Raw genomic sequence first — 15,298 nt, forward strand, 5'->3', positions numbered from 1 at the left:
CTAAGTAATCAGTTCAGCTCCTTATAGCATCATCCAAAGGCGTACGCAAAGCCAACGCATTTAGGGCCCCAATTAAATTGGGGATGACGACCGTTCATAGTATATGTTCTATGCATCACGCCTTTCTGTCCTGAAATGCCGTTCAGTTAAACATCCATTCTTGCGAACAAATCTTTCTTAATTAACCAATGTAAAATCTTTTTCCAGCTTAATGTCGTTTGATGCTGTTCCAATCATCAGTTTAAAATCTCCTGCTTCGGCTACCCATTTTAATTGTTGATTGTAAAACGAGAGCTTTTCTTTATCTATAGTAAAATTGATGGTTTTGCTCTCTCCCGCCTTCAACATTACTTTTTGAAAGTCTTTAAGCTCTTTTACAGGCCGGACCACCGAAGCAAACTTATCCTGCAAATACAATTGAACAACTTCTTCACCAGCATATTTCCCTGTGTTTTTCAGCGTAAAACTCACTGAAATTTTATCATTTGCAGTAATTTGCGTTTTACTTAATGTTAAGCCTGAATAATCGAATGTAGTGTAGCTTAACCCATAACCAAATGCAAATTTCGGGCTGTTAGGCATATCCAGATACGCAGAACGATAACGTGTGTCTTTATCATTTTTGGCAGGACGACCTGTGCTCAGGTAATTGTAATACAAAGGAATCTGCCCTTCATCTCTGGGAAAAGTCATGGGTAATTTTCCGCCTGGGTTGTAATCACCGAATAAAACATTAGCCATTGCATTACCAGCTTCGCTACCTAACCACCAGGTGTACATAATTGCAGGAACGTGATCTGCTGTCCAGTTGAAAATTAACGGCCGGCCGGCCATTACCAACACCACAACAGGTTTTCCTGTGGCCTGAATAGCTTTGATTAAATCTTCCTGAACACCGGGAATATGAATATTAGCTCTGCTTTTTGCTTCTCCACTCATATCCAATGTTTCGCCAACGGCCATTACAATTACATCAGCTTGTTTTGCAACCTGAACAGCTTCAGCAAAACCTGTTTTAGAGGAATCGGAAATTTCACAGCCCTTTGCATAAAGCAATTCGGTCTTATCTCCTACTTTATTTTTTAATCCCTCATAAAGCGAAACCAGTTTATCGTTCTCCCAGGCAATTGACCAAAATCCTTGCATATCTTTTTCAGATTTACCCAGCGGACCAATCACTGCAATTTTTTTCAGACTTTTTGATAAGGGTAAAATCTGATTTTCATTTTTTAAAAGCACAATGCTTTTCTCAGCCATAGATAAAGCCGCCTTTCTGTTTTCAGGAGCATTTAATTCCTTTTCCTGGCGGGCTTCGTTACTGAAACGATAAGGATCATCGAATAAACCCAATTCAAATTTCTTGCGAAGAATTCTGCGGACAGCATCATCAATTAGAGAAACAGATACTTTTTTATCGGCCACCAATTTAGCTAAGCCTGGTAAATAACTCCTGCTTTCCATATCCATGTCGCTACCCGCCTTAATGGCTAATTCAGCAGCTTCTGCTTTGTCTTTTGCATAACCATGTGCAATCATTTCACCAATTGAGCCCCAATCGCTCACTACAAAGCCAGTGTATTTCCATTGGCCTTTTAAAATATCGCGTTGTAAATAAGAACTTCCTGTGGCCGGAATGCCATTTAAAGTGTTAAAAGAGTTCATAAAAGTAGCTGCACCAGCATCAACAGCAGCTTTAAATGGCGGAAGATAAGTTTCCCATAAAGTATGTTCACTCATATCAACAGCATTATAATCTCTACCTGCAATGGCTGCTCCATAAGCAGCAAAGTGTTTAGCACAAGCCATAATAGCATCAAGATTGCCTAAACCTTTGCCCTGAAAACCTTTTACACGCGCAAAAGCAATTTTCGAACCCAGGTACGTATCCTCTCCGGCACCTTCCATTACTCTACCCCAGCGTGGATCGCGGGCTATATCCACCATTGGTGCAAATGTCCAGTGTACACCAGATGCAGCAGTTTCTCTGGCCGCAACGCGTGCACCATTCTCCATCGCTTCTAAATCCCAGCTTGCAGCTTCAGCTAATGGAATTGGAAAAGTAACGCGATAACCGTGAATAACATCTAAACCAAAAATCAAAGGAATTTTCATTCGCGATTGCATCGCAACTTCCTGAACTTCGCGGGTTTCTTTAGCGCCACGAACGTTAAGCATTGAGCCTAATTTACCATCTCTGATATCTTTTAGTTTATTTGGATTATTGGTAATAGGCCCCGTTGCATCCCTGTCACCTGTATATTGATTTAACTGACCAATTTTTTCATCCAAAGTCATCAGTTTTAAAACTGAATCTACCTTCTTTTCAATTTTTTTATCCTGCGCCAGAGCAGAAGAAAAAGGTAACACTAAAATTAAGGCTAATGGTAGGTATCTTCTCATGTTTATATATTTTCTATTTTACACCATCTAAAATTCCCTGATAAGCTGCTTTCTTTTGATACAATGCATCAAAAGGCAATGGCCAGTCCGGGCGGTTATAGGTCGATGGAATCCAGCTATCTGAGTCAGTGACATTCCATTGGGTAATGCCAAATTGTTGTGCTTTTGAAATGGCGTGGTAAGCCTTTACAATCGTTTTATATTTTGCGGCTTGTTGGTCACCCATTGCTGCTGTGTAAGTCATGTTCTGAATATTATCAGGATTTAAAGCAATATCAATTTCAGAGATATGAACCCTTAATCCTGTAGCGGCAGCAGTGGAAATTGCCGCAGTTAAATTAGCATCATTTTGGGTTACTCTTATGTGCATTTGTAAACCAATTCCATCAATAGGAATGCCTTTGCTTTTTAAATCGTTTACTAAATTTAAAATGGCTGTCCTTTTGGTTGGTCCAAATTCATGACCATAATCGTTGTAAAAAAGTAAGGCATTAGGGTCGGCCTGATGAGCGTACTGAAATGCTCTACCAATATAGTCAACACCCAGTTTTTGTACCCAAATAGTATTCCTAAAGCTTCCATCGTCATTAATAGCCTCATTTACAACATCCCAGGAAACCACTTTACCTTTAAAATGCCCAACTACTGTTTGTATGTGAGTTTTCAATAAATTTTCCCATTCGGCGGTTGTGCCTTGAAAATTTTCTACCCAATCAGGCAATGATTTATACCAGTTTAAAGTATGTCCGTGAACACGTTTTCCATTTGCAATGGCAAAATCAACTAAATAATCTGCATCACTCCAGGTATAAGTATCTTTTGATGGATGGAGTGAAGCAAATTTCATTGCGTTTTCTGCCGTTATGCTGTTAAACTCCTTTGTAACAAGATTTCGATAGTTAATATTGTTTTTCAGTAAACTAACATTAACCGCAGCACCCATTGGGAAAGGCATATTGCCTTGCAATGTAGTTTCAACTGTTGGAAGAACAGGAACAGCATCAATGGTTGTGCTTTTGTATTTAGCGCACGATATGCTTAAAAATGATACCGAAATGATCAATTTCGAAATCATACTAACACTCTTTAATCTTATCATCTTATTTGTATTTGACCTGCATCTGATCGTAAAAATCTTTCAGCACATAATAAGCTTTTTTCTTTTTGCCTGTTTCGCTGATCAATCCTTTACGGTTCCAAAAATTCTGATAAATGGGGTGTTGCCTTCTTGGCGACCTGAAATCGGCAAGGATCCATGGTGTCATTCCACGTAAAGCACTGATTTTGCTTAACATGGTAATTTGGTTTTTATATAATGCTTCCTGATATTCTTCGCTCCATCGTGTATTTTCATCAGCATGGAAACCACCTAAAGCATCGCCACCAAATTCAGTTATTACAACAGGTTTGGTATACTTAATATTGAAACTATACTTTGTGATTTCTGAAGGCGTTCCACCCCAATACCACCCGGCATATTCATTAAAGCTCACTAAATCAATCTTCTCTCCCAGCGGATCATTTAAAATAATTGAATTTCCTTCGCGATGAACTTCTAATGCTGCCGCTATTAACCGGCTATCATCCAGAGAACGGGCGGTTTCTGCTAAATTACTCATGAAACTCAGGCGGGCATCACTTAATGGTGTTTCATTTCCAATTGACCATACAATAACACTTGCCCTGTTTTTATCTCTTAAAATTAAATCAGTAAGTTGTTGCTTGGCATTTGCATAGGTTGAGGGGTTAGTCCAGCTGATGGTCCAGTAAACAGGAACTTCGGCCCAAACCAATAGTCCCATTTCATCGGCCAAACGAATCATTTCTTCATTGTGTGGATAATGCGCCAAACGAACATAATTACAGTTCATGTCTTTTGCCCACTGCAACATCATACGCATATCACCTTCAGAACGTAAACGACCGGCCAGAAGCGGGTTTTCATCATGAAGGGAAATTCCTCTTAAAAAAACCGATTTATTATTCAAAAGGATACTATCGCCCTTTACTTCGATGGTTCTGAAACCAATTTTATCGCTGATGTTTTCTTTATCGCTCCTGATTGTTACACCATAAAGTTTCGGATTTTCCGGCGACCAGAGATTTAAATTATTCCAGGTAAACTCATCAGCTATTTTTCCTTCAGCATCTGTTTTATATTTTTTTTCAAGCTTCAGTTCAGGTATTGAAAGCGTTACTTCCTGTCCTGCCGTTGCATCTGCCAGCTTCACTGAAAAATTCAGTAAATTGTTGTTGCCTTTAACGAGTTGCAATTTGTAATCACTTATAAAATGATCTGGAAATTCCGCTAAATAAACATCGCGGGTAATGCCGCCGTAATTCCACCAATCGGTATTTACTGTTGGAATTTCATCCTGCTTGCGAATATTATCAACTTTTAGCACGATAGAATTTTCTCCAACTTTTAAGTTATTGGTTACATCAAACTGAAATGGAGTAAAACCGCCTTTGTGAATACCTAATTTTTTACCGTTCAGATAAACATGAGCCTCATAGTTTACCGCACCGAAATAAATAAAGTATTTTTTTCCTTTTTCAGGTTTAGCATCAAACTTTTTGCGCAACCAGATATTTCCTTCATAAAACTCTAGTCTTTCAGATTGAGAATTCCAGTCGCCCGGAACGTTCATTTGTGGAGAATGGTCAAAGTCATACTCAATCAATTCTGATTTATCCTTTTGAATCTTATCGTCAAAGTAGCCTCCTGTACCGGTTTTTGATTTATCAAATGGATCATGCCTGTAATCATAATATCCATTCTCGTAAGGATCTATAATATAATTCCATTTTCCATTTAAACTTTGGATTTTACGAGCTTGAATATTTTGTATAGAAGCAACCTGAGCGTAACTGATTGACGTAAAAAGCAATAAGCAGATTAAAAGAATTCTATAGGTTGATTTTAGCATAACTTGTGTTTTAATATATTAATTAATTGATCTTTTCAAAACTAACAATTAATTAACGGACGGCGTTGCCGCCGTCCGACTAAATTTGAGCAAAATTTAGTTTATGATTAATAGCCAGGGTTTTGTCCTAACGCAGGTGCTCTGTTTAATTCGTTTTGAGAAATTGGATATAAATAATTTTGTGCTGTAAAAACTCTGTTTTCTACTGTAAATGGTGTATAGGTAAAGTTGTTTGCCGATACTTGCGTAATCCTCATTCCGGTAACGGGTTTATTAAAGGTTTGCTCGCCTTCTTTCCACCTGCGAACATCATAAAAGCGATGTTCTTCAAAACATAACTCCACCCTGCGTTCATTGCGAATTCTTTTTCTTAACTCCACTTGTGTTGGAGCAACATAACCTGCAGCTGATGCATTAGTGGTTTGCAAAGGTGGCATTTGAACACCTGTTCTATTTCTAATCAGGTTTAACACTCTTAAAATTTCAGTTTGTGCAGTTGCGCCCTGAGCTTCATTAAGCGCTTCAGCATAATTTAGCAACACTTCAGCGTATCTGAAAAATATCCAGGGACGACGAATATTGGTTGTTGTTCCTGCCCAGGATGCGCCTTCACTTAAATATTTACGTAGATAATATCCTGTTTTGGTTGCATTAACATTTAAATTCAAACCATCTCTACCTCCAACAAAAGTTTCAACAGGCCTACCTTTAAAGGTTTGTCCGTTGTAAATGATGGCGAAGTTTAAACGAGGATCGCGGCCGTCATATGGGTTACTTGCATTGTAACCTGATGAAGGATCGGTAATTGGCCTCCCTGTGGTTCTCATCTCAAAAGCATCAACCAATTCCTGAGTTGGATTGGTTCGTCCGTTTGCAGCATCATAACTAATAGGTGCATTATTAACCTCAATGGTATTGGTATTAAGTGTTGAGGTTGCAAAAATAGTCTCCACGTTATAAGCACCGGCATTCCATAGCCAGATATTTGGATAAGAAGAATAAATGTTATGCTTATTCGTATCCATTAATCTTTTTGCTGCATCTGCTGCTGCCTGCCATTTGGTAACATCTCCTGATGGATTGTATTGCGGGCTTGCTGCGTACAACAATAATCTTGCTTTTAATGCCATGGCAGCAGTTTGTGTGGCTCTGCCTCTGTTTGAAACATTCCATTCTGTTGGAGACAATGGTAATCGTGAAATTGCATCTTCACAATCGGCAGATATTTGTGCCACACATTGATCAAATGTATTTCGCGGTAAATCTAAATTATCATCAACCGTTAACGTTCTGGTAACAATCACAAAACTGCCATAACGTTTAAGCAATTCGAATTGAAAAAATGCTCTTAAAAAATAAGCCTGTCCTTTCAAACGATTCACCTGAGCGGCATAAGTTTGATTGGCAGCTACGTTTGCAGGTAAAACTTCATCTAATGGAATAACTGCGCTTCCATCTATATTTTCCAAAAACATATTGGCTTTGCGAATACCAACGTATAAACTGGCGTAAACGTCATCAAATGTTCTTGCTGGGCCCCAGGTGCCGTTGTTCAAAATATTTACATTGGAGTTTAGGTTTGAATTAACGGCTTCATCAGAACCTGATGCGAATAATGCCCCGGCATTATCTACATTGTAGCGATCAGAAAGTTCTGAATAAACGTTGTTCAAAAAGTTTCTGGCATAATCAGGATTGGCCCAGAGTTGTGCCTGAGTAATATCATTACCCCCACTAAACGATCCATCTTGTAAGAAGCCATCTTTTTTACATCCTGCAAATTGTAAAGCAACAATGGCAAGGATTAAATAGAATATATTTTTTTTCATTTTCTTATCCATTAAAATTTCAAGTTCATACCGAATGAATATATTTTCATATAGGGATATGATGAATTAAAACCAGATTCAGGCAATTCAGGGTCGATATTAAGATCTCCGAGTTTATCAAACGTTAACAAGTTTAAGCCTCCTGCATAAAATCGCAATTGCCCTATTTTCAATTTTTTAGTGAAAGAAGAAGGTAGCGAATAACCTAACTCAACATTTTTTAATCTGATATAATCACCTGAACGAATCCAGAAATCGGAGTTTACTGTATTATTGCCTCTATCTGATAGTAGTAATCGAGGATATGGAGCACCTGGATTGCTCGGTGTCCATCTATCAACACTGAATTGATTCAAATAGCCATTATTTGCATTTCCTGCGTTAACCAACTGCTGAATGGTAATCGATCTGCCACTTGTTCCCTGGAACAGGAAGTTGATGTCGAAATTTTTAAAGCCAACAGATGAACCGAAACCGAAATATGCTTTAGGTACAAAGTTGAAATCAGTTCTTACCCGATCTAAATCGTTAATGATTCCATCTCCATTTTGATCTACATATTTAATATCTCCAGGTTTTACATCTCTTGAAAAGATTTGTTTTGGCGATGCATCAATTTGAGCCTGACTTTGGAATATACCATCTGAAATTAACATACTGCTGATATAACCTGCAGCTGTATTAGCTGTTGCAGCAGGCGAAATAACACTCGAAATAGGATGTCCAATCGATTTTTGATAAGCAGGTAAGTTAGCGGCTTCGTTTATTGCAAGAATTTCACTGATGTTGTATGTAAAGTTTCCAAAAACATTAAGGCTTACCTGACCAATTTTTTTACTGTAGTTGATTCCGGCTTCAAAACCTTCATATTTAGCCGCACCTTCGTTTACGTAAATCAAACTTTGCCCCAGTAAACTTGGCAGCAAAGAACCCGTTGTTAAGTCTTTTCTATATTCATGGAAATAATCGGCACTGATTGACAATGACTGTTTAAACATTTTAGCATCAAAACCAACACTGGTTTTATAAGCTTTTTCCCAGGTTAAGTATGGATTTGCCAATGCCAGTTGACCAGTACCACTAACACCTGTGTAAGATGTACCAAAGTTATACCCGGTTGTACTTCTGCTAAAGAAATCATTGTAAGCAAATCTTCTTGCCGATCCAATCGCATCATTACCTACCAAACCATACGATCCTCTGATTTTCAGGAAGTCAAGAAAACCTGTTGATCCTTTCATGAAATTCTCATCAGAGATGATCCATCCGGCAGAAGCTGCCGGAAAAAATCCATATCTGGAGCCTGGAGCAAAATTTTCTGATCCTACATATGATCCTGTTAAATCTATAAAATAACGTTGGATGAAATTATAAGATAAACGGTTAGACCAGCCTTCTCTTCTTACATCTAAATTTCCGAAAGATGAAAAGTTTGCTCTGGAAACCCTTGTACTGAATTTGACATCATGTTTTCCAAAGGTTCGGTTATAATCAAAACCAGCCCAAAACTCGCTCTTCCTAATGTTTCCAGAGAACGAGTTACCCTGATAGTTTACTTTAGCCGCCGTTCCATAAGTAGCATAAGAACCTGTTGAACTTAATTCTGAAGTAGAATATGCCTGGCTAAAGCCCGAACGATATAAACCTGCAATATCATAAGCATAAAAAACCTCAGCTGATAAGCCTTTTAAAATACCATCCATTTTTTGTTTAGCACTGATTGTTGCGATCATATTCCGCAATAAATCTGTACTGGCGCCACCAGCCTCTAACATTGCTAAAGGATTGCTTGCAGTGAAAATTGATGTTCCGCCATAAGATCCGTTAGGATTCAAAATTGGAAACGCATTGGCAGGCGTTGAATAAACGGTGTTCAGGAAATTAGCCGTACCAGCATTTGGAAAAGTTAAGTTGGTAATCCTTCCACCAATATCCAAAGCCACATCAAGATTTTTATTTACATGCAAATCAAGGTTGGTTCTTAAATTATATCGGGTAAAATTAGTATTGGCATCGTAAGTGTCATTGTGGCCACCTTTGTAAAAACCACCTTGCTGATAAGCACTCAATAAGGTATAGTATTTGATAAAAGCATTTCCACCGGTTACCGATGCCACATAGCGTTGAGTTGGAGCAACTTTTTTAGTAAAATCTCTAACAAAATTATTGTTCGGATATTTAATCGGATCTGAACCATCCTGATAAGCTTGCAATGCTGCAGGGCTGTAAACTGCTGCACCACCACTATTTACAGATGCTTCGTTATAAAGTGTTGCATAACCATAGGAATCGAGAGGGGATGCAATGGCCAAAGGTGCCTGCAAACCTGCCTGAGCATCTACCGTTACCTTGGTTGAAGTAGCACTACCACGTTTGGTTTTCACATAAATTACCCCGTTTGCGCCATACATTCCATACCAGGCTAAAGTTGCAGCATCTTTTAGAACACTTACACTCTCAATTTCACCTAAATCCATCGCACTAAAACTCCGTTCAATACCATCAACCAAAATGAGCGGTTCCTGATTACTGTTATAGGAAGAACGACCTCTAACCAGAAAGCTAGACACATCATAACCAGGCTGCTGAGAACCGCTTGGATAAATGGCTAATCCAGGTAACCGACCTGTAAATACATTGGTTAATGAGGAAGAAGGAATTTGAGGAAGATCATCGGCTTTGATTGTACTGATCGTTGCCGTAACCTCTCTTTTCTTTCTTACTCCAAAAGGGATATAAACATTATCATCATCACCAGCATAAATTAAAGCCTTGATGAGTTTTATATCGTTATTATTTGCCTCCCCTGCTGGTTTAAGCAAAGTTCTGTACCCTGCGTATTGAAATACCAAAACATCACTGGTTGTTGCATCAATGGAGAAAGTACCATCAGCGGCAGTTGATACAGATTTGTTCGTTTTATCTTCCTGAATAGAAATAGCCACTCCTGGCAAAGGTTGATTGTTTTGATCTAAAACTTTCCCCTTAACTGTTAAACTTTCATCAGGCTTCTGTTGTCCGTAAACGTGGAGCATGGAAGCCCATAAGAGTAAGAGACAAACTATATATTTTGATTTTATAAATTTCATATTGAATAAATCTTTAAGCGTATAAGAAAAACTGATTATTCCCAACCTGGATTTTGTGTTAATACACCCTTACTCTTATAAATCTCATTTCTAGGGATCGGATAAAGGTTTTGTGCTTCTGTCCAGGTTTTTTGGAAAGTGGCACTCAAAACAATTGGTGTGTAGGTAAAACTTCCGTTTGATTGCTTCACTACATCCATACCTTTCATGGGCACTGCAATTGTTTCTGATCCTATTTTCCAACGCATGATATCATACCAGCGATGATCTTCGAAAGCCAATTCTATAGCACGTTCATGTCTGATTGCTGCACGCATTTCGGTTTGGGTCATGCTGGCTTTTAAACCGTAAAGATTATCTGCTCCAGGTTGTATTCCGGCACGTTTACGAATTTCAATGAGTTGATTGTAAACTGTTTGATCCGGACCAACGGCTTCGTTTTGTGCTTCAGCATAGTTTAACATCATTTCACCATAACGGAAATAGATATAATTTAATAATGTTGTGCTTCCTCCAACCGTTCTATAAACTTCCGGCCAGTATTTTTTACAGTAATAGCGGGTAGCTGTATAGGTAATAGTTGGGTTATAATCCTTGCCATAAAGCGTTCTACCTTGTGCATCTAAAGTAGACCACATTTCAATTTTACCACCTTGCCAAGGCCTGTCATTATAAATAATATTATCGTAGAAACGTGGCTCTCTTCCTTCATAAGGTTTTTGCGGGTCGTAACCAGAGGTAGGATCGGTAATGGGTTTTCCATTCGCCATTTCATACATGTCAACATGGTTTTGTGTAGGATTCATTTGTCCCTGCGCTCCACCAGAACCTGGCGACATAGAAAAATCCTGCATCATTTCGCCTGCCAAAGGTGTATTGCCTTTAATTCTGATCATGATATACTCGGGAGATGAAGGAACATTTAATAAATCTCCATAAGAGGCCTGCAATTGATATCTTCCATCCATTAAAATCTTTGCAGCATCTGCTGCTGCCTGCCATTTTGTTTTGTCGTTTGTTGGATTGTTCAAAGGACTGGCAGCATACAACAAAACACGGGCTTTTAAAGCCTGGGCAGCGCCAATTGTTGGACGGCCATAATTTGAAGCGCTGTAATCAGCATCATTACCTAATTTGGTAATTGCAATATCTAAATCGCTAAGAATAAACTGGGTCACCTGGGCAAATGAACTTCTTGGAAGGTTAATATCTTCGTTTACGCCATAAACTCTATCTACAATCGGAACACCACCAAATCTTTTAGTGAGTTCGAAATATGATAAAGCCCGTAAAAAACGCATTTCGCCTTCCACACGTTTGGCATCAAAAATTGGAACTGTTGCATTTGGAGATGGCGGAACCTCGCCAATTCTGGCCAGCATTTTATTATGAACAGCAATTCCTGCGTACATTAAACGCCATACACCATAAATATCATTTAATGATGGTCCGTTAGAATGATCGTGATATAAGCCTCTGTTAAGGGAAGTAACCGATCCTTCAGAGTTTCCGGAAACGGCCTCATCCGAAGCCTGAGCTGTGCAGCCACGATGGTCGTTAAAGCGAACATACTTTGTAATTACATAATTATATGCATTATCTGCAAATCTTGCGGCCAGCGCAGGATCTGCAAAAATCTCATCCTCACTGATGGCAACACCTGGCGTTCTTTCCAAATAATCCTTTTTGCAGGATACGGAGAACAGCGTTAACAAAATGATTGCGGTAAATATCTTATAGTTTTTCATTTTCTTAGAATTGAACATTTAAACCAAAATTGTAAATCTTAGAACTAGGGTAAAGTGCCTGTAACGGGAAAGCCGTATTAATGGTGTTCACATTTTCAGGATCTACATAGAACCTGTATTTAGTCCATGTGTAGAGGTTTTGTCCTTGTAAAAAGAGCCTAACATTGCTTAGTTTAACTGCAGATGACCATCTCTTTGGTAAGTTCCAGGCTAATTCGACATTTCTGATTTTCAAATACGCGGAGTTTTGAAGCGTGAAATCATTCAAAGCATAGTTTAATGATGCTGTTCCCCTTGCGTGTAATGCCGGCCAGGTTGCATTGGCTGCATTTGCCGGTGTCCAGGCCTCCGTCATGAAAGGATACATTTGCTGACCATTGTTCTGCTCATTTAAAATCACATTTGAACTTACATTTGCCACACCTTGAAATAGTGCAGAAAGCGTAAATCCTTTATATATGATTCTAGGACTGAAGCTGTAAACATATTCCGGCGTATTGGAATATCCGATAGCATCCTGATCTAAACTGGTAATTACACCATCGCCATCTAAATCCTTAAACTTTAAATCACCAGGAATTGGGCTATAGCCTTGCAATTTTGGCGATGCAGCAATATCTGCGACAGATTGGAAAAACCCGTCACTTTTATATCCGAAAAACTGCCCCACTCTGGTTCCTTTTCTTGCAGCAGAAAATGGTAAACCATCAGGTTCATCGTTTTCTAAAATTTTATTTCTGGCAAAACTTAATTGCGTGTTTAAACCTAGTGTCACGCTTCCAATTTGTTTTTGATAATCCAGCTCAATCTCATAACCCTTATTATATACAATTCCCTTATTTAAATTTGGATAGGTATGACCAAATAAAGCCAGGCCACTTAATGATGGAGTTAAAATATCTCTACGTGTTTCATCAAACAAATCAACCGTAACTTTTAAATTATCTTTTAGTAATCGGGCTTCAAAGCCAATATTTCTTTTCGTTCCGGTTTCCCAGGTTACCTGATCATTTCCTAGTGCATTAATACTTGCCCCAAAAAACTGAGGGTCACTGATCCAAAGTGTTGGGTAACTGGTAATTGATAATGGATTACCGAAAGGTGCCGCCTGGGCACTTCCAGAAGCATTTGTAGAGTAATTGGTTAAGAATAAGAAACGATCCTGAGAAATTCTGTCATTACCTACTAAACCGTAACTTCCCCTAAGCTTAAAATAAGTTAACACATCGTTCTTTTTCCAGAAAGGCTCATTGGTTAATGTCCAGCCCGCAGAAACCGCCGGGAAAAAACCATAACGTAAACCCGAGTTGAAGTTCTCTGAACCATTATAGGAAGCATTGAATTCTGCGAAATAACGCTCATTGTAATTATATGTTGCACGACTTGCAATACCTTGAGATGCCCTTGGAGGTGCGGTAAATGCAGTATTACCTGTCGATTTAATCAATTGCCTTGTTCCTAAAAATAATCCACTAACATTATGATTTCCAAAGCTGCGATTGTAATCAAATCCCACCTGCAGGTTCATATTTGTACTACCTTCTGTAACACCGCCATCCTGAACAGCTCCTAAAGGTTCATCACGGTTACGGGTATCGGTTGATAAAGTAGCCTGACCAGTTGCCGGATTATACACGTAAGCAGCCCAGTTGGCATTTCTTCTTTCAATATTATTGTAATATGAATCATAACCAAAAACCGTTTTAAATCCTAATCCTTTGGTAATGAAATCCAGTTTATAGTTTAAGTTGAATGTACTTTCTATGGTATTATTATCATCGTTACGTGTTCCAAACCGGGTTAGCACGGCATAAGGATTCCAGATATTGGTACCAATATTTGGGTTTGCCGTAATTCTACCATCAGGTAATGTTACCGGATATGCATAAGCCGGAACCTGGAGAATACGGGAAATCATCCCTTCTATTGTATCGTAAGAAAATACTGATGATGATCTTAATCCTGATGGTTGATATCTATTAGCAAAACGACCACCTAATTTAATACCTACCGTAAAATCTTTATTTAAAGTTAAATCTACGTTTGAACGGAAATTATAACGATTGTAGTTTGGAACAGTATTGATGCCATATGGAGATTCAAATTTCTTAAAAATACCATCCTGAAAAGCATAACCGGCAGAAACAAAATATTTTGCAACTCTGGTACCACCATTAATATTAACATTATGCTGAGTTTGGGAATAATATTTTCTTGTTAAAAAATCAAACCACTGTACATCCGGATAGCCAATGGGATCAGAGCCATCTTTAAATTTCTGTAATTCAGCATCGGTAAAATAAGGCGGCTTACCATCATTAATGTAAGATTGATTTAATAGTGTAGCATTTTCTAAAGCTGGTGAACCAACCGCAAGCCCTGTATAAGTTTGCAATGCGTAATTACCAGTATAAGTTACTTTTGGTGCACCAATTTTACCTTGTTTTGTGGTAATTACAATAATACCATTTGCACCACGAATACCATAAATTGCCGTTGAGGCTGCATCTTTTAGTATCGTAATGGTTTCGATCTCATTGGCATCAACATCTGAAAAACTTGGTCGCTCTACTCCATCAACCACCACAATTGCTGAATTGTTCACACCATAAGTTGCAACCCCTCTTACCTTTAAAGAAGCACCATCTGCTCCTGGCTGCCCACTGGTTTGCACAGCTAATAAACCAGGAAGCCTGCCCACTAAACTATTGGTTGGGTTTGGGGTTGGCGATTTCATGATCTCCTCAGCACCTATTTGGGCCACAGCACCAGTTAAAGTTGATTTCTTTTGAGCACCATAACCAACTACCACTACTTCATCCAATCCCTGGGAATTATCTTCCAGAATGATCGTTAATGTGCTTTTGCCATTTACCGCCACTTCTTTGTTGGTATAACCAATGTAAGTAAATGTTAATGTAGCATTGTCTGATGCCTTAATCGAGAATTTCCCATCGTTATCCGTTACAGCACCTACCGAAGTGCCTTTAACCCGAACACTCACGCCTGGTAAAGTTACTCCTTTGTTATCCTTAACTGTTCCTGTTACGGTTGACTGCGCAAAAGCAGAAAAAGAGCAGGCAACAAGTAAAAGAAAAGTAAATGAATATAGGATTTTTGATCGCTGAATGCTTTCGAACATTGCAAATGGCAAAACCCGCTTCAAAATGTAAAGTCTATCCATAATTGTTATAAATATTAAATCTGTTTGTTTGAAATTTAATGTGCACTTACATTGCTTTGAATAATTTACGGTGATTAAACCCACTTTAAATTTTCAAAGATTTTGTATGATTTTGCTC

Annotated in this window: 7 protein-coding genes; all 7 read right to left on the reverse strand. The window is 38.5% G+C overall.

The annotated features are described in order from the left end of the window. Positions 1–177 precede the first annotated feature (177 nt). Positions 178–2,400, reverse strand: a complete 2,223-nt coding sequence (locus DU508_RS02615) for a glycoside hydrolase family 3 N-terminal domain-containing protein (protein WP_115401285.1) — start codon at positions 2,398–2,400, stop codon at positions 178–180. Between the two features lie 13 nt (positions 2,401–2,413). Next, positions 2,414–3,499 (reverse strand): endo-1,4-beta-xylanase, encoded by a 1,086-nt coding sequence (locus DU508_RS02620; RefSeq protein WP_115401286.1) that lies wholly within the window; start codon positions 3,497–3,499, stop codon positions 2,414–2,416. A 1-nt stretch (position 3,500) separates the two neighbouring features. Then, on the reverse strand, positions 3,501–5,330 hold the full coding sequence (locus DU508_RS02625) for a glycoside hydrolase family 2 protein (protein ID WP_115401287.1): 1,830 nt from the start codon (positions 5,328–5,330) through the stop codon (positions 3,501–3,503). Positions 5,331–5,437: 107 nt separating this feature from the next. After that, positions 5,438–7,159: a RagB/SusD family nutrient uptake outer membrane protein gene (locus DU508_RS02630; protein WP_115401797.1), complete on the reverse strand. Its 1,722-nt coding sequence runs from the start codon at positions 7,157–7,159 to the stop codon at positions 5,438–5,440. Between the two features lie 11 nt (positions 7,160–7,170). Next, a complete protein-coding gene (locus DU508_RS02635) occupies positions 7,171–10,248 on the reverse strand; it encodes a SusC/RagA family TonB-linked outer membrane protein (protein WP_147273580.1) in 3,078 nt (1,025 codons plus the stop codon). Positions 10,249–10,283: 35 nt separating this feature from the next. After that, positions 10,284–11,996, reverse strand: coding sequence for a RagB/SusD family nutrient uptake outer membrane protein (locus tag DU508_RS02640; RefSeq protein WP_115401798.1), 1,713 nt, complete (start codon positions 11,994–11,996; stop codon positions 10,284–10,286). A 4-nt stretch (positions 11,997–12,000) separates the two neighbouring features. Continuing rightward, complete coding sequence (locus tag DU508_RS02645) at positions 12,001–15,180, reverse strand: SusC/RagA family TonB-linked outer membrane protein (RefSeq protein ID WP_115401289.1); 3,180 nt, start codon at positions 15,178–15,180, stop codon at positions 12,001–12,003. Positions 15,181–15,298: the final 118 nt, after the last annotated feature.

It is taken from the genome of Pedobacter chinensis, assembly GCF_003339865.1.
Lineage (GTDB): Bacteria > Bacteroidota > Bacteroidia > Sphingobacteriales > Sphingobacteriaceae > Pedobacter > Pedobacter chinensis.